Here is a 17032-nt window from a genome sequence, read left to right as displayed (position 1 = left end):
ATGGCTGTCCTGTATTCTTGTGAGTTCACAACTTGTGAACTTTGTTCGTAGGTGCTATATTCACATATAGTGAATTTAGAGGTGTTTATGCACGTAATATCAAGAAAACCTTTTAGTGATGCGGCAAAAAAATACCCGAATGATGCTGCGGCCATTGATGCAATATATAAATCATTAAAAAATAATAACTTTTCAAATCCACTTGAAATGAAAAATGTTTACCCAAGCTTAGATAACTTTAAGTATAAAGATAAATGGTATGTTCTGGATATCGGTGGGAATAATTTACGATTAATGACTTTTATCGAATTTCGAGATAACAGAATGTTTGTTAAGCATATTGTTCCTCACGCAGAATATGACAAATTATGTGCCAAATACGCAAAGGAGTCGAAATGAAAAATTTTAATCAAGTTAAATCAACAGCATTACAATTATTTTCAATGGCTAGTTTTGTCGGTCATATTTCAACGGAAGAGGAATATGCTGAAGCCTTGGCGTTAATGGAAGATCTTATTGAAGAATATGATATCTACAAACCATTAATTGAGGTTTTAGAAGTCTCTATCGAACGTTGGGAAGATCATGCCGATGAATTTGCAGAGTTTAATGCTCGTATTGAGCACTTAGATGATGGTGTAGCAACACTACGTGTATTAATGGATCAGTATCAACTTAAAGCTGATGACTTAAAAGATGTCATTGGTGGTAAAAGTTTAGTTTCAATGATCCTTAATGGTTCTCGTAAGCTAACGAAAGAGCATATTCAAGCTATTTCATCTAAATATAATATCAGCCCTGCATTGTTTTTTAGCTGCGTTTAACCGATAAGGATATGTGTTGCGCAACCGACACTTATCCGAAGTGCTGGACAAGCCCAAGCAGCCTTATATAAGTAAATATTACGAATGTCATGATGAAAAAAACATAGGACACCCATAAATTTCCCTTTAAAAAACAGACAAGAATTAACGCTATTGTCCGGGCTGATTACCGTCATTCCCTACAGTGAATGCCCAAGAGGGCGATAGGGAATCTACTCATAGCGCATTGAATTTTTAACGTAAATATATGGCTGTCCTATATTCTTGGATTTATAATGCTTTTTATATTATGAAAAGATAAATACGGCGTATGTTCAAAGAACAAATTCGGGCAAGTTGTTATACATTAGGAGAATGTTTTGAAATCTCATGAAAATAATTGCGATTGTGTTGGTTGCAAAAATAATATTGATGTACAGCTTCCAAAGGAGTTAGTCGATGAAGTACTAGCAGGGAAAGTTACGTTTTTTACTGGGGCGGGTATTAGCACAGAAGCTCCAACTGTATTAAATATTAACTTTTATGAGCAGGTAGCAAAGGAGATTAATGTATCCGATAAAGACCTAAGCTTTCCGCAAATGATGCAAGAATTCTGTAACCAACCAAATGGACGTATGAAGCTGTTACAAATGATTCGTTCAAGGTTTAAAACCATTGATTCTTTCCCTGAATTGCAAAAAATGGCTACGTCTTTTCATAAATCAATTGGAACTCTTTTCCCTGTTAAAAATATCGTTACGACAAATTGGGATACTTATTTTGAAGACTTTTCTCATGCAACGCCTTTTGTCTTAGATAGTGATTTAGCATTTTGGGAGGTTGCAGACCGCCGTATATTAAAAATTCACGGTTCAATCGATAATCTTTCAACTGTTGTAGCAACAGAGGATGACTACACGGAGTGTACTAGGCGTCTCAATGAGGAGTTGATTGGTGGTATGCTCAAAACCATCTTGGCGACTCAAACAGTTATTTTTATTGGTTATTCAATGCGTGATAGTGATTTTCAAGAGGTATATGGCTTGGTAAAATCTCAAATGGATCTTCTACATCGACAGGCGTATGTAGTGACTCCTTTTGAAGTTGAGGCTGAGCGATTTAGAGAGGCTGGGCTTATTCCAATCGTAACCGATGGAACTTACTTCCTAGAATTGGTAAAGCAAGAGGCAGTTGAGCGAGACCTTTTACTTCCAGATCTTTCCTACGAGCTGTCTTCATTCATACTAAGTGATTTCGCAGATGAGCACATCGAAATGGCTAATAAAGTTAGCAACACTGAATGCCCACAGATCATCTATGCTGCTTGTTACCAAGATGGGGTAATTCATGCGCTTCAAAGGATACAAAAAAATCGATATTCAGGTGAATATTCTCATCCATGTTGGTTACAGAAACTAATTGTTGGATATCAACATATTCAGTCAGAGAAAAGAAAAGTCAAAAGTTATACTGGGGTCGCTTATGTCGAAGGTTATATTCGAGGGCTGATTTATCACTTAGACAACTGTTTTGATAGTGCAGACTTTGAGATTCCAAAGTACTTTGCTTTTGGTGCAAAAGAAGATCTATATACTTTTGAAGACTTTATTAGCTTTGTTAGGTCGAACCCTAACGCTCATAAAGTATCATTAAAGCAAGCAACACAGTATCTTAAATCACTAAATAGCCCTGATGAAATTGTAATTCATCATCCGCCGTGGATCTAATGTATAACAGATGAGGATATGTGTCGCGCAGCCGACACCTATTCAAGTGTTGGAAGAAAAAAACATAGGACACCAAAAAAACATAGGACACCCATAACTTTCCCTTTAGAAAACAGATAAGAATTAATGTTATTGTCAGGACTGATTATCGTCATTTCCTACAGTGAATGTTCTGGAGGACGATAGGGAATCTACTCATAGAGTATTGAATTTTTAACGTAAATATGTGGCTGTCCTATATTCTTTGAGTAACATCACAAAATAGGACTGTGTTTATATACAGTATTTAATGTGTAATTATGATGACTGGATATCTATTCTTCTCTATCCATTAATTGACGGTGTTTTACTATGTTAGATTCAAAAGCAAGCTGCCTTTGCGGTGCGGTAACAATTGTTGCAGTAGACGTTAATCCTAAGTTTTCAGTGTGTCATTGCCAGTCATGTCGAACGTGGGGTGGTGCGCCATTTTTTGCTGTTCAATGTGGTACTCAAGTAACCTTTGAAGGTGAAGAGAACATTAAAATATACCCATCATCAGCTTGGGCATCGCGTGGTTTTTGTTCTGAATGTGGCACTCATTTGTTCTATAAAATAAAAGCCAGTGGTGAATATAATATGCCTGTAGGTTTGTTCCCTGATTTAAACGGGCTAACAATGAATATGCAGTATTTCAGCGATGCCCGCCCTAGTTATTATTGTTTTACTAATCAAACCAAAGAAATGACGACCGCTGAAATCATGGCGTATTTTGCCGATAAAATGTAGATGAGGTGGGTGTTTGTGGGATTAATTTGTTAGTCCATTCGAGTAATAAAGGTTTGCTCGTCATTCACAAAAGCCACAAAGCTGCCGTGATAGATAAACACTCGACCACGTCCCTCAACTAGGCAGGCAAGCTGTGGGTCTAAATCTTCTTCGCTATTCTGGCGTTGAAATGTGCCTGTATCGGTGATTATGCCGCTGAGTGTAGGCAAATATCCATAAGTGCGCTTGGCTTGATCAATCAGGTTCAATTCGCTGGTGGTAGAGAAGCAACCGGGGATCGCACCAGCTTCTTCGATAAATAAAGTTTTCAGTTCTTCAAAAGCTGTAATCACTAGCCAGTCGATGTCATTAACGTGATGGATAAACATAGAGTTTCTCGGTAATTTTGATGCGGAGATTCTATCACTATCAAGGGCTGAATGTAGTAGGGATTTAGTTGCTAAAGGCGGTTGCTGAAAACAATGAAAACAAAGGACAGCCATAATTTTCGCTTTATGAAAACAAAGGACAGCCATAATTTTCGCTTTATAAAATAGACAATTGTTAACGCTATTGTCAGGGATGATGAATGATTTATTTAGAGAGTGAGTAATGTGAGGAAATGCACAATTATAATTATCAATAGTCACTGGGCGTTTACCTTGTAAGATGGGATAGGTAATGTTGCATTATTCACTGAGTCTTTTGACTGTGATATTAAAGAATAAGATAATGAAAATGATAAAAACCATATTTGCTGCTTCTATATTCACTTTAACTTGTAATGTGTTTGCTGCTCCCGTTGAATTTCAGAAAATCCCTGAAATCATGGCTAAATTTGAACATGCTCAAGTTTTTGTAAAGAAAGATAAAACATTAGGACGATTACCCACAGATACTGAAATGGGTTCAGTTTTTCCGACTTATATTTCTGATACTAAAGGTGGTTTTATTGTTGAAACCTCTAACCGTGTGACAAATGATATTGTAATTACGAGTAAAATAACTCCGATTGTTGATAATATTTATAATCAATGGTTAGTTCCTAAGTCTACTTGGGTTAAGACTTATGGTGAGTTACCTGTATCGAGTGAATTTCAATCTTTTAAACGTATTAAAACGATAAAAGCCATTTTGATTGATACTGAAATGCTCAAACTTATGGGAAGTAAAGATGGTAAAACGGCAACCATTAAAGTTAGTTGGAGTGACAATGGAATGACGGTCTATAAAGATGGTTATTTGGCTAATTATGAATATGGTATTGCTCCAGAAGAAATGAAAGAAACATATGAGCGGGTTAAAGAAAACAAATAAAGAAAACAAAGGACAGCCATAGCCTTGCACATCAACCATGAGCTACTACACTTAAGCTTCAAGTTGCTTATGGTGAAACGAATGACTATCTCAAGACGCAAATTGATAGAGCCTCAAATTACGCCTTTTTATCATGTAATTAATCGTTGTGTACGTCGTGCATATTTATGTGGGGATGATCCATATGACGGTAAAAACTATCAGCACCGTCGCGGTTGGATAGTAAATAAAATCAAACAATTAGCCGCTGTGTTTTGTATTGACGTGTGTGCTTATGCGGTGATGAGTAACCATTATCATTTGGTACTTAAAATAGATACGGAACAACAACAAAAGTTAACTTCAGAAGCGGTGATATCACGCTGGTTGCAGTTATTTAATGGTCATCCTATCGCGGTCGATTTTTTAAAAGAAGGGAAAATCAGCTCGGATAAACAACAAGCATTATCAGACTTAGTGGCTGAATGGCAGCAACGATTAGGCAGTATTAGCTGGTTTATGCGTTGTCTTAATGAAGAAATAGCCCGTAAAGCCAATAAAGAAGATCAATGTAAAGGGTCTTTTTGGGAAGGACGGTTTAAGTCACAAGCTCTTCTTGATGAACAAGCGTTACTATCTTGCATGATGTATGTTGATTTAAATCCGATTAGGGCTGGTATTACACCGTCATTAGATCAATCAGATTTTACCTCAATTCAGCAGCGTATTCGTGAACATCACCAAACGAAAACATCGACACAACAATCATCATCAAATACCTCTCGTTTCCAATTATTACCCTTTGTTGGCGCAGAACATCAAGCTAAAAAAGCGGGAATAAACTTTGCTTTTGCCGATTACCTCGAACTTATTGATTGGACTGGTCGCTGTATTCGAAATGATAAAAAAGGCTTTCTTGTACCTAATCAGCCCAAGATTTTGCAACAATTAGGAATAAAAGCAGATGCTTGGCTTGAGCATAGCGAACAATTTATGGAACATTACGCTAACGTAAGTGGTAGATGGTCCCAAATGTGTGCATTCAAACAACATGCTGGCGGGCATTGGTGCAAAGGAAAGTCGGCGAGTCACCAGTTACACCCTAGTTAGATATAGCTTTTTATAATTAGATGAAAATACCGCAATAACTGTCAATATTGTGGGTGTTGTCGATCGTGAAATATAGTAATAGCACCTATTTGACCAATAATTTGAATAATTAGCGGTAACTTTTATAGTAAAAGAGTCTATTTCAGGTGAAATGGTTTATTTTTTAGGATCCAAATATAAGAGCTTAAATATTTGGCTGTCCACAGCTCTGCTGTGGATAATAGGTACATTGATATCGTTGTGCGTATGATTTAATTTGTTGTTATTTATGAGGTAAATGATTAGCGAGATAAAAGTATCTTTGGGGACACTTTTGACACAATGGCGTGTGTTGGTGATGATGAAAAGGAGTAAGATTAGGCCAAAATTTACTATTCTGGATTTACAATGAAGCATATTATCCTTTTAATGTTGGCTGTTATTTCTTTTCAAACATTCGCACAAAGTAGATACGAGTGTACTAAAGGCCAGGCTGAGCGTGATGTTGAAGTGATTTATCATGCCCCAAACAGTAATACCTTGTGTGAAGTTAAATATACTAAAAATCATCACAGTGAAATTTTATGGAGCGCTCAGCATAAAATAGGTTATTGCGAAACGAAAGCGCAACAATTCACTGAAAAATTGGCAGGTTTTGGATGGTCTTGTTATGCAGTCAATAATTAAGTAACAGGGTAATTATTGGTTTTTTAATACGTTTGTTATTGGTATTTCCCTCTTTTGTTATAACAACTGTTGAAGTAAAAACACGGGTTATTCTTACCGTGTTTTTACTTCGAGTGATATTTTTCCCTCAAATATCTGTATTTATTAAAAGTGTTCTTTTATTTCAAATAGCACTTGTAAACTATAGTAATAAAATCATCATTATTAACGTATGAATATGCTCGTATTGTATTGCTGTCTTTAATTTTGATGATAATAATGCCATAAAAATAGTGAGCCAACACTTCGCCACGGAGCCCAATGCGTTACCATGTCACGTGCTTCTTTTGGTGTTGGTTTTGATGCTAATCCTTTTAGCTTTTGTAAACCTAAAAGGACGCCTAAGTCATCGGCAGGAAAAATATCACGTCTGTCTAAAGCAAACATTAAGTAGATCTCTGCGCTCCAGCGACCAAGGCCTCGCATGTTAATGATTGTTTTGATTGCGCGTTCATCATCAAGGTGTTGCAATCCATCGATATCAAAATTGCCTTCTAATGCTGCGGTTGCAATACCTTGTGTATATTCAATTTTTCGGTGAGATAAGCCTGCATCTCTTAATGCTTGTGTTGGAATTTGAATAAATTGTTCTGGGGTGCAAGCTGGCATTAATGCTAATACTCGATCAGTGATTGCTATTGCCACTTTAGTCGATAATTGCTGACTAATAATAGTAAAAAGGAAAGCTTCAAACCCTTTTGGGTAAGTACGACCATCAGGCAAACCATATTGCTTAACCGCTTGTGCTATATCTTGATCGATAAGGCTTAACGTTTCTATTCCTTGGTGTATTAATTTCTTATCCATAATCATTAATCTCAATCTGAAAATATCAATATTCAAAAGTTATTGTTGAAATTATGATGATTAGATGTTGTTGATGCAACTCATCGTTGATATATCTCTATGTGGTAAGGATAAAGAATATAACAAGGAGTAAACATGCATATGGAAACGCAACGCCTTATTCTTCGGCAATGGAAGCCGAATGACTATCGTGCTTATGCTCAGTTGAACGCAGATCCTCAAGTAATGCGCTATTTTCCTGCAATATTGTCCAATAATGAAAGTGATGCGCAAGCTTCTAGAATAGAAGAACTTATAGCACAACGCGGATGGGGATTTTGGGCGGTGGAGTTAAAATCAACCGGGCAGTTTATTGGCTTTGTGGGGCTACATAGTCAAGATGAAACCAGTGGCATTCCTAATGCTCCCTTTATCGAAATAGGTTGGCGATTATCAGCTGAATATTGGGGATTAGGCTATGCGCCTGAAGCGGCAACAAAAGCATTACAGTTTGCTTTTGAGGTTCTTAAAGCTTCGTCAGTTTTTGCTTTCACTGCCTTGCAGAATCAGCCTTCGCAACGGGTTATGGCTAAAATCGGAATGAAAAATACACAGCAGGATTTTAATCATCCTAAATTGGATCAAGGAAATCGGTTAGAGCGACACTGCTTATATGCAATCACTCAGCAACAGTGGCTAGCGATTGTTAATAAACCCGATTAATGAAGCTTACACAGTGTTGTGGTAATGAGCGTTGTGATAACGAAGGAAAGAGCCGATGATTTTATACCAATCAACCCGTGATTTATCAGCGTCAGCGCAGATCACATATAACAATATGCGTACTTATTATGAGCATTATGCTGTTAATTGGGAGCAACCAACAATAGTAGAGCAAATAACCGGGTTAGAAAATTGGGACATAGTGTGTGATGGTGAAGTGGTAGGTGCTATTCGATTAGCTGTTGGTGATGACGAATGCTATTTACGCGATCTTCAAGTTAGCGCTCAATATCAAAATCAAGGTATTGGTGCTCAAGCTATTACGGAGTCTGTTCGATTAGCACGTGAATATGGCGTAAAACAGTTGAGGTTAAGAGTGTTTAAAATCAGTCCTGCTTATCATTTATATACTCGATGTGGTTTTACCATTGCGAGCGCAGATGACCGTTTTTTTAATATGATCCAGAATATTACGTAATAGTCGACGGTATAACGATTGTTAATCGGCAGTACATCATACAAATGTTAGCATTATAAAATGTGAGGGATTGAGGTGTTAATTCTCAAGCCGACTAAACTTAATACGAAAGCTTTTATCCTGAGGTTATTATGAAAGTAATGTTATTGTTGATGTTGTCTATTTTGTCTTTTCAAGCATCAGCACAAGATATGTATGTGTGTAAAGATGGCAGCGCAGAGCGCACTGTTGAGGTAGTTTATAGCCAATCGGGTAGCAAAGTGCCTTGCGAGGTTAAATACACCAAAGCAAGTGGTAGCCAAATTTTATGGAGTGCAAACCATGAGATTGGTTACTGTGAAAGTAAAGCTCAAGCATTTGTTACCAAACTCGATACATTGGGTTTAACTTGTTCTAAGGTAAATAATACCGTAGTAACACAGCCATTGAGTGAGTAGCGTTGTAAGAAGTGTTAAACGGATTAAAAACCTAAGCTTTTAATCCGTTTGGTTTTTTACATTCGTTTAATGTTAACCGCGCATGATATAACACTAATCTGAATCCATAGGTTTTTCCTATCAGCTTAATCAGTAAAAACAGCTTTTATTTTAATAATGATAAAGATAGATTAAATAAATATAATTTAGACTTAGATCTGGACATTTATTATGACAACCATGACAACTCGCTGCCCACATTGTAAAACATTAAACCGTTTACCCCTTGATCGTGTGAATGATGAAGCGACATGTGGTACTTGCAAAGAAAAATTACTTGATGGTATGCCAATTGAAGGTACTGCTGATAACTTTGCAAATTTGATTAATGGTGATAAACCTGTTGTTGTTGATTTTTGGGCCCCTTGGTGTAGCCCATGCGTAGGTTTTGCGCCCGTTTTTGCTGATGTAGCAACCGAGCGTAATGGTGCTGCTCGTTTCGTTAAAATCGATACAGAAGCGCAACAAGCATTAGCAGGTCAATACCGTATTCGTAGTATTCCAACCATTATGGTCTTTAAAGACGGTAAGATGGTTGATATGTTAAATGGTGCAATGCCTAAAACTGCATTTGATGAATGGCTCAATAACGCGTTAACAAAATAATCATTAATGGTCTATTTTGTCAGTCATTAATATTTGCTGGTGGTATATTTAAATTGTAAAAGCCTGGTTATATGAAAATAGCTGGGCTTTTTTGTGCGTTTTTTTCAATGAAATAGTAATAAAAACGCTATTTAGCATGTTATTTGTGCGAATTATGTATAAATGTAAAAAAACACTATACTAAATTTTTAATGTGACCAAGATCTCTATATACTCCCGCCTCGGCCAGAACAATTACGTTCAGCCACCTTATTACAAGCTGTCACTAGGATATGTGAACGACCCACGGAGTTGGACCGGCGTTAACTATAGCTTGTTAATTTAGGTGACTTGTATGTTGTACCATTGGACGAACACCCCTTTAGTTGTTTGCGCATATTGGCGTAATCCCCATCCTTTGTTGATTTTTCAGCAAATGTTTTTCCGATGTCACAACACAATCAATACCTACATTATTCGCAACATCATAGGATGAAATAATGCAGTTGTTAATTAGTTTGGCCGGTATTGTCGTACTGGTTTTATTCGCAATTTTACTTTCAGATAACCGTAAAGCGATCAATTGGCGCACAGTGCTGGGTGCTTTAGTGTTACAAGCGAGTTTTGCAGCATTGGTATTGTATGTGCCTCTTGGCCAAAAAATGCTGGGTGCAATGAGCCATGGTATTGCGGGGTTATTGAGCTTTGCTGATGTTGGCATTCAGTTTGTTTTTGGTGATTTATCTAATATAAAGAAAAGCGGTTTTGTGTTTGCGATCCGTGTGTTGCCATTGGTTATCTTCATTAGTGCCTTAATCTCATTGTTGTACTACTTCGGTATTATGCAATGGGTCATTAAAGTGTTGGGTGGTGGTATTCAAAAATTATTGGGCACTAGCCGTGCTGAATCATTAGTCGCAACGGGTAACATATTTTTGTCACAGGGTGAATCACCATTATTGGTGCGTCCATTCTTAGCTAAAATGACCCGCTCTGAACTTTTCGTTGTAATGACATGTGGCATGGCATCTGTTGCAGGTTCTGTGTTGGGTGGTTATGCAGGCTTAGGTGTTGATCTTAAATTTTTGATTGCAGCCAGCTTTATGGCCGCACCTGGTGGTTTGTTAATGGCGAAAATTTTAGTGCCTGAACAACAAGTACCAGAAGAGCAAGTTGAAATCGAAATGGCGACCAGTGAGCACAGTAATGCGATTGATGCATTGGCTGCGGGCGCAATGAATGGTATGAAAGTCTCGGTTGCAATTGGTACGATGCTCATTGCATTTGTGAGTGTGATTGCGATGGCGAATGCTGGCCTTGAGCAAGTGGGTTATGGTCTTGCGAGTTTAACGTCTGCAATTGGTATGGATACTGCGTCACAATGGTTTGCAACTACGCCACTGAGTATGCAACTTATTCTGGGTTATATCTTTTCTCCATTAGCCTTTGTGATTGGTGTTCCGGCTCATGAAATGATGGCTGCGGGTACGTTCATTGGTGAAAAACTGATTCTTAATGAATTTGTTGCCTTTATGGATTTTGCATCAATCAAAGAGACATTATCACAACATACTCAAGTTATTATTACCTTTGCGTTATGTGGTTTTGCTAATATTGGTTCGATTGCGATTCAGATTGGTTCAATTGGTGTAATGGCACCTGAGCGTCGTAGTGATGTGGCAAAATTGGGTTTTAAAGCCGTAATGGCAGCGACGTTGGCGAACTTAATGAGTGCAACCTTAGCGGGTATTTTTGTCGCGCTATAATGAATACTTTTACTAGATAAACACCCTAGATATAAAAAATAATTAAGCCGTAGTAATCGTTATTGCTACGGCTTTGTTGTATTTAGTTTTCGCTATGTTAAGTCACTATTTATCAAATTGTTTGATTAAGATTGAGGTATCAGCGCGATTAAACCCACGTTGTTGTAGCTTTTCATATTCGCTATCAACTTGTTTTGCTAATGGAAGTTCAACATTAAGTTTTTCGGCAGCATCAAAGCAAATCGCAAGATCTTTACGCATCCAATCAATAGCAAAGCCAAAGTCAAAAGAATCAGCCGCCATGGTTTGAGCACGATTTTCTAATTGCCATGATCCGGCAGCGCCATGTTTTAAGACTTCGGTCATGGTGTGAATATCAAGTCCAGCCGCTTTAGCGAGTGTTACGGCTTCTGATAAGCCTTGTAATACACCTGCGATACATAACTGATTAGCCATTTTCGTTATTTGGCCATAACCTGTTTCGCCCATTAACGTTGTAGCTTTTGCATATTGTGCAATAGCGTGTTTGGCTTTATTAAATACCGCTTCATTACCGCCAACCATGACAGTTAAGCAGCCATTGATCGCGCCAGCTTCACCACCTGAAACGGGGGCATCTAAAAAGTCACAACCAATAGCATGTGCTGCATCGGCAATTTCGCGTGCAACATCTGCTGATGCCGTCGTGTGATCAACTAAAATAGCCCCCGGTTTAGCGGTGACTAAAATACCTTGCTGTCCTTTATAGATTTCACGTACGTCATCATCATTACCCACACAAGTAAAAATAATGTCGGCATCTTTTACCGCGTCACAAGGTGTGAGGGCCATAGTGCCATTGTATTCTTGGGTCCAAGTGTCGGCTTTTGCTTGGGTGCGGTTATAAACGGTGACGTGATAGCCGGCCTTGGCGAGGTGGCCAGCCATAGGATAGCCCATAGTTCCAAGTCCTAAAAAAGCAACGTTTGCTGTCATAGCTAATACTTCCTTGATGTTAATTGTGATCAACTCGTAACATCATAGCAGACTCCATTATTGCGTAAAGTGAGTATTAATTGTATATATTTTGTTCAAACGAGGGAGGTTTACCGATAGGATTAATTATTCGAGATTAATCGCTTGTAACCATTTGGGTTGCCAATTATCATTACACTCACTTTTATTTTATGGATTGGTTCAATCAACCTCAATGTTGTTAGCTGTGTTACGTATGATGTTATTGGTGTTATGTTTAGGAGCAAGTTCATTTGCTTCCGCATCGTCACATACCAATATTATGCATTTCACTTCGACCAATCCTGTTTATACGGATGTTCTTGAAGCACCAGTGCTTAACCCTAAAGTGGTTAACCCAGCTGCGGTGACGATAGATAGAGCAAGTTATACTGAGCAGTTTCTGTATCATCATGAGACGGATCAAACACCGATACAAAAACATCCAACAGATCGCTATGTAAGTAATAACGGTTTACCTGTTTCCTTTTATAGCACCAAGTTAGTATGGAATTTTCCATCACCAACAAATCTACCCCCACACAGTAGTAAACATCATCGCGCTGAAGTGATTAATTTACAAAATATGATTAATATTTCGACACGATCGTTAAATAGTTTTTATCATAGTGCTGATGAAATTGCGCCGACGTTTGAATTAGCCTTTGAATTTCCCTCACTTCCTATACCGATGCTTGCCATTGGGTATGCGGAGCCCCTCAGCCCACAAAGTGATTGGATTTTAAATATAAAACCCTCTTCGTCACGCGTATCCGGCTGGAAAGACTCGAATTTACTCTATTCACATTACGGACATTCGTTCGTTACTGCATAAGACATTACAGGCGCTTGTGTCATTTATGGCATGGTGTGCTTTACTTAGTGATGTTGCTTTCATCTACACATAAAACGTTTTATTAATTTATGTATTAAATCTATCAATAGCTATTACTTAATACTTAATATTATCGGCTGTGAATATGATAATAATGGGTTGTTTTCTTTAATTTAAAGAGAAAAGTTAATAATAATTATTGATGTGTTATCGGTCGCAACAATATGATTTGTTGCTAGATATATGGCTTAAAATAATGAGAAAAAAGAATAATAAACAGATTCTGAATCATTACTCAGCATGGAAATATGTTGTGTTAATTGTGACGGTCTCGATTATGTTGCTTAGTGCTATTCCGACGTGGTATGGCGAAAATGCAGCAGTACAAATTAGTGCGAAAGGCGGCGTAATGCCAACACCTTTTGAGATTCAACGTGTTCTAAAAGAAAAAGGCATTGAAGCCAAAACTATTGAACAGCAGCCAACTCGCACGATTGTGGTGGTTAATTCAACCAAAGAACAAACCAACACTAAAGAAGCGTTAAACAGCATTATTCATAATGAAGATCGTTTAACGTTAGCATTAGAACCCGCAGCACCAAAATGGCTATTAGGCCTAGGTTTTGAGCCTATTAAGTTAGGTCTTGATCTACGTGGTGGTGTGCAGTTCTTACTTGATGTTGATATGAAAGAAGTTTATAAGCAGCATGCCCAGCAGCTGACTGATGATCTTCGTGGTGATTTCCGTAAGCAAGATATTCGTGCTGCACGTTCAGAAATGACCAAGAGCAACCAAGTTATTGTGCGTCTGCCAAGTGAAGAAGCGAATGATAAAATTCGTACATACCTTCGTACTCAATATCCACAATGGCAAGCGAAGAATGGCGAAGGCGATAACTTAGTATTGTCTATGCGTGAAGATGAGCAAACCAATCTGCGTAACCTAACCGTACAGCAGAACTTGCAAACTATGCGTGGTCGTATTGAGCAACTTGGTATTACAGAAGCATCTGTACAGCGCCAAGGTGAAAACCGTATTCGTATCGAGCTTCCTGGTGTACAAGATCCAGCAGCAGCGAAAAACGTTATTGGTGCAACGGCAAGTTTGGCTTTCTACGCTGTTAAGCAAGAAGGTACAGGTAGCACAATGATCATTGACGACAAAGATGGTCGTCCTGTACGTGTTAGCCGTAAGCCAGTATTAACAGGTGATCATATTATCGATGCACGTGCGAGCATGGGTGAGATGGGTTCTCCTGAGGTTAATATTACCTTAGACAGTGCTGGTGGCAGCATGATGTCAGATTTCTCACGTAATAACGTGGGTCAACCAATGGCGACTTCGTTTAGCGAATATACTCGTAACGCGAAAGGTCAAACAGTACAAACCAACAAGATCATCAGTGTTGCGACAATTCAAACTCAACTAGGTAGCCGTTTCCGTATTACGGGTGCAGGTTCATTGGCTGATGCGCAACAATTGGCGTTATTACTACGTGCAGGTTCATTAACTGCACCGGTTACTATCGTTGAAGAGCGTACAATTGGTCCAACATTGGGTGCTGAAAACATTAAGAATGGTTTTGCTGCTCTAGCATTAGGTTTAGGCGTAACACTTGTCTTTATGGCATTGTGGTACCGTCGCTTAGGTTGGGTTGCAAACATTGCATTGATTACTAACATGATCATGCTTTTCGGTTTAATCGCCTTGATTCCAGGGGCGGTATTAACCTTGCCGGGTATTGCGGGTCTGGTATTGACCGTCGGTATGGCAGTTGATACCAACGTGCTTATTTTTGAACGTATCCGCGATATGGTTCGAGATGGGCGCAGTTTTGCTCAAGCAATTGATCGTGGTTTCAGTAGCGCATTTGGTACTATTTTCGATGCCAACTTTACAACTATGATCACCGCAGTGGTTCTTTACTCAATCGGTAATGGTCCAATTCAAGGCTTTGCATTGACGTTAGGTCTAGGTCTTCTAACCAGTATGTTCACTGGTATATTTACTTCCCGTGCCATTATTAACTTGGTTTGGGGTCGTGATTCTCGTCGAGATGTAAGGGTTTAACGCAATGAAAAATTGGATTATTACACACTTAACTAAATTGCGTTATATGACCGGTATCGTGTCAATTGCGCTAATGGTTATCTCGATCAGCTTCATCTGTATTCGTGGTTTAAACTGGGGTCTTGATTTTACTGGCGGTGTTGTTAGTGAAATTCAGATGAACAGTCAAATCACTAGCAGTGAAATTGAACCATTGATGGATGCTGGTTTTAAGCAAGATGTTGTGGCAATTGCGGCAGATGAACCTGGCCGTTGGATTCTACGCTACGCCGTACCACCGAAAGGGGTAACTTACCCAGACATCATTCAAGTACTTGAGCCGCTACATGCACAAGTACAAGTATTAAATACTAGTATTGTTGGACCACAAGTGGGTGCTGAAATGGCATCACAAGGTGGTTTAGCATTATTGGTGACAATGCTTTGTATTCTTGGTTACCTAAGTTACCGTTTTGAATGGCGTCTTGCTGCGGGTGCATTACTTGCCCTAATGCACGATGTTATTTTAGCTGTTGGTTTCTTTGCCATGACGCAAATGGAGTTTAACTTAACAGTACTTGCGGCGATCTTGGCAATCTTGGGTTACTCATTGAATGACTCGATTGTTATTGCCGACCGTATTCGTGAGCTTTTGATTGCGAAACCAAAGCAAGATATTGAAGCAACCAATAATGAAGCAATTATTGCGACGTTCTCACGTACGATGGTGACATCAGGTACGACGTTGATGACGATCAGTTCATTATGGCTGTTAGGTGGTTCATCATTGCAAGGTTTCTCTATTGCGATGTTTATTGGTGTATTAACAGGTACATGGTCATCGATTTCAGTAGGTACTCTACTTCCTGAATTCTTAGGCTTAAAACCTGAACACTACTTACCAAAACCTGAGTCACAAGATCCTTAATCGCTAACGATACATTGTTAATAGTAAGTAATAGACGCCAGCAGTCATGCTGGCGTTTTTTTGTATTGGCTCGAAGAGATAGGTTTATTTTTAGTTATAAATACAAATTATTGCTACACTGAAAAAGAGTTAAATAAGCATGATAAAGGAGATAACATGCAACCTAAAATGATAGCCATATGTAGCATGGCATTATTAGTTGTTGGCTGTACGCATACGAATGACGGTGAGATGCGATTTTTACCCGGTGAATATATAAGTGACGTTAAATACAACAGCATTTATCATTATGGTTATAACCAAGGCTGTGAATCTGCATTGGCAAAAGCCAAAGTAGCAGGGTATAGCTATAATCAAGATATAACGTTAGAGAATCGATCAATACAGTTTACAGATGGTTGGCAACAAGGTTATTCGGCTTGTGAAGCCGGGAAAGAAGTCATGCTATATAATTTGTCAAAAATACAATAAAGCTTTCGATGCATGTCGCTTTTTTATAAATTAAGATTTGTTTTATAATTAAAGACGTTTATTATAGCCAACAAAGAGCATATGTGATTGTTGGCTTTAATTACATTTAGTTATAAGATATTCCATGGTGACAGTAAGATAAAAAAAACAGACCCTATGATCTGTTTTTATTATAATGGTAAGCTAGCCAATATTTTTCATTATTAGTTTTGATTATTTATGCAGCAATCGCGATAACTTTTTGATTATTAAATGCAATATGAGTTACAACATTAATTTCGGATAATAATAAATAACTATCGAGTTTATTGTTGTTCAATTCAATTACAATTTGTAAATGGTATTCAACCATTTCCCTGAGGTATGAATAACAATTCTTAGTATCACTACACTGTAATTGTTTATAGCATCCTTCTTTTGCATATACCCAAGCATTGTATGTGCATTTATCATTTTCTATTTGTGCGATAAATTCCGCAATATTTTTCATACTTAATCCCTTAATGAACCTATCTATGCTATAGACATCATTAGTATGACGTAAAGAAACTAA

Annotated in this window: 20 protein-coding genes; 16 read left to right on the top strand and 4 right to left on the bottom strand. The window is 38.1% G+C overall.

The annotated features are described in order from the left end of the window. Positions 1 to 87: 87 nt before the first annotated feature. The 4 genes from C9J51_RS00860 to C9J51_RS00845 all read left to right on the top strand — a co-directional run bounded on the left by C9J51_RS00860 (position 88) and on the right by C9J51_RS00845 (position 3298). Positions 88 to 399 (top strand): type II toxin-antitoxin system HigB family toxin, encoded by a 312-nt coding sequence (locus C9J51_RS00860; RefSeq protein WP_045039475.1) that lies wholly within the window; start codon positions 88 to 90, stop codon positions 397 to 399. Continuing rightward, a complete protein-coding gene (locus tag C9J51_RS00855) occupies positions 396 to 824 on the top strand; it encodes a helix-turn-helix domain-containing protein (RefSeq protein ID WP_045039476.1) in 429 nt (142 codons plus the stop codon). Before C9J51_RS00860 ends, C9J51_RS00855 begins: the two co-directional genes overlap by 4 nt. 359 nt (positions 825 to 1183) lie before the next feature. Further along, on the top strand, positions 1184 to 2530 hold the full coding sequence (locus C9J51_RS00850; protein WP_052667836.1) for an SIR2 family protein: 1347 nt from the start codon (positions 1184 to 1186) through the stop codon (positions 2528 to 2530). A 351-nt stretch (positions 2531 to 2881) separates the two neighbouring features. Further along, positions 2882 to 3298: a GFA family protein gene (locus C9J51_RS00845; protein ID WP_045039477.1), complete on the top strand. Its 417-nt coding sequence runs from the start codon at positions 2882 to 2884 to the stop codon at positions 3296 to 3298. A gap of 29 nt (positions 3299 to 3327) precedes the next feature. On the opposite strand, the gene C9J51_RS00840 is transcribed toward C9J51_RS00845, so the two are convergent. After that, on the bottom strand, positions 3328 to 3666 hold the full coding sequence (locus tag C9J51_RS00840) for a hypothetical protein (protein WP_045039489.1): 339 nt from the start codon (positions 3664 to 3666) through the stop codon (positions 3328 to 3330). A 343-nt stretch (positions 3667 to 4009) separates the two neighbouring features. Here C9J51_RS00840 and C9J51_RS00835 point away from each other — a divergent pair, with 343 nt between their 5' ends. From C9J51_RS00835 to C9J51_RS00825, 3 genes are all read left to right on the top strand, one after another. Then, positions 4010 to 4594 (top strand): hypothetical protein, encoded by a 585-nt coding sequence (locus C9J51_RS00835; protein WP_045039478.1) that lies wholly within the window; start codon positions 4010 to 4012, stop codon positions 4592 to 4594. Between the two features lie 81 nt (positions 4595 to 4675). Further along, positions 4676 to 5683, top strand: a complete 1008-nt coding sequence (locus C9J51_RS00830; RefSeq protein ID WP_107274786.1) for a transposase — start codon at positions 4676 to 4678, stop codon at positions 5681 to 5683. 387 nt (positions 5684 to 6070) lie between these two features. After that, positions 6071 to 6349: a hypothetical protein gene (locus C9J51_RS00825; protein WP_045040121.1), complete on the top strand. Its 279-nt coding sequence runs from the start codon at positions 6071 to 6073 to the stop codon at positions 6347 to 6349. 240 nt (positions 6350 to 6589) lie between these two features. Here the strand turns inward: C9J51_RS00825 and C9J51_RS00820 are convergent, their stop codons facing one another. Beyond that, a complete protein-coding gene (locus C9J51_RS00820; RefSeq protein WP_045036519.1) occupies positions 6590 to 7195 on the bottom strand; it encodes a DNA-3-methyladenine glycosylase family protein in 606 nt (201 codons plus the stop codon). Between the two features lie 135 nt (positions 7196 to 7330). Between C9J51_RS00820 and C9J51_RS00815 the strand changes: the two genes are divergently transcribed. From C9J51_RS00815 to C9J51_RS00795, 5 genes are all read left to right on the top strand, one after another. After that, complete coding sequence (locus tag C9J51_RS00815; RefSeq protein ID WP_045040122.1) at positions 7331 to 7897, top strand: GNAT family N-acetyltransferase; 567 nt, start codon at positions 7331 to 7333, stop codon at positions 7895 to 7897. Between the two features lie 55 nt (positions 7898 to 7952). Further along, the gene (locus C9J51_RS00810) at positions 7953 to 8375 is read left to right on the top strand and encodes a GNAT family N-acetyltransferase (protein WP_107274785.1); all 423 of its coding nucleotides are present in this window, start codon (positions 7953 to 7955) and stop codon (positions 8373 to 8375) included. A gap of 131 nt (positions 8376 to 8506) precedes the next feature. Next, a complete protein-coding gene (locus C9J51_RS00805) occupies positions 8507 to 8812 on the top strand; it encodes a hypothetical protein (RefSeq protein WP_045036435.1) in 306 nt (101 codons plus the stop codon). Positions 8813 to 9022: 210 nt separating this feature from the next. Next, positions 9023 to 9457 carry a thioredoxin TrxC gene (gene trxC, locus C9J51_RS00800; RefSeq protein WP_045040124.1) on the top strand — a complete coding sequence of 145 codons (435 nt, stop codon included), beginning with the start codon at positions 9023 to 9025 and terminating at the stop codon, positions 9455 to 9457. Positions 9458 to 9936: 479 nt separating this feature from the next. Further along, complete coding sequence (locus C9J51_RS00795; RefSeq protein ID WP_045036437.1) at positions 9937 to 11202, top strand: NupC/NupG family nucleoside CNT transporter; 1266 nt, start codon at positions 9937 to 9939, stop codon at positions 11200 to 11202. Positions 11203 to 11307: 105 nt separating this feature from the next. On the opposite strand, the gene C9J51_RS00790 is transcribed toward C9J51_RS00795, so the two are convergent. Next, a complete protein-coding gene (locus tag C9J51_RS00790; protein WP_045040125.1) occupies positions 11308 to 12177 on the bottom strand; it encodes an NAD(P)-dependent oxidoreductase in 870 nt (289 codons plus the stop codon). Positions 12178 to 12391: 214 nt separating this feature from the next. Here C9J51_RS00790 and C9J51_RS00785 point away from each other — a divergent pair, with 214 nt between their 5' ends. From C9J51_RS00785 to C9J51_RS00770, 4 genes are all read left to right on the top strand, one after another. Continuing rightward, on the top strand, positions 12392 to 13030 hold the full coding sequence (locus C9J51_RS00785) for a hypothetical protein (protein WP_045036521.1): 639 nt from the start codon (positions 12392 to 12394) through the stop codon (positions 13028 to 13030). Between the two features lie 256 nt (positions 13031 to 13286). Continuing rightward, the gene (gene secD / locus C9J51_RS00780) at positions 13287 to 15101 is read left to right on the top strand and encodes a protein translocase subunit SecD (protein ID WP_045040126.1); all 1815 of its coding nucleotides are present in this window, start codon (positions 13287 to 13289) and stop codon (positions 15099 to 15101) included. Positions 15102 to 15105: 4 nt separating this feature from the next. Continuing rightward, positions 15106 to 16008, top strand: a complete 903-nt coding sequence (gene secF / locus C9J51_RS00775; protein WP_045040127.1) for a protein translocase subunit SecF — start codon at positions 15106 to 15108, stop codon at positions 16006 to 16008. Between the two features lie 156 nt (positions 16009 to 16164). Beyond that, positions 16165 to 16479: a hypothetical protein gene (locus tag C9J51_RS00770; RefSeq protein ID WP_045036441.1), complete on the top strand. Its 315-nt coding sequence runs from the start codon at positions 16165 to 16167 to the stop codon at positions 16477 to 16479. Positions 16480 to 16696: 217 nt separating this feature from the next. Here the strand turns inward: C9J51_RS00770 and C9J51_RS00765 are convergent, their stop codons facing one another. Then, positions 16697 to 16969, bottom strand: coding sequence for a hypothetical protein (locus C9J51_RS00765; RefSeq protein ID WP_045036442.1), 273 nt, complete (start codon positions 16967 to 16969; stop codon positions 16697 to 16699). Positions 16970 to 17032: the final 63 nt, after the last annotated feature.

It is taken from the genome of Photobacterium iliopiscarium (assembly GCF_003026395.1).
Classification (GTDB): domain Bacteria; phylum Pseudomonadota; class Gammaproteobacteria; order Enterobacterales; family Vibrionaceae; genus Photobacterium; species Photobacterium iliopiscarium.
This window is presented reverse-complemented; position numbering and strand designations above follow the sequence as displayed.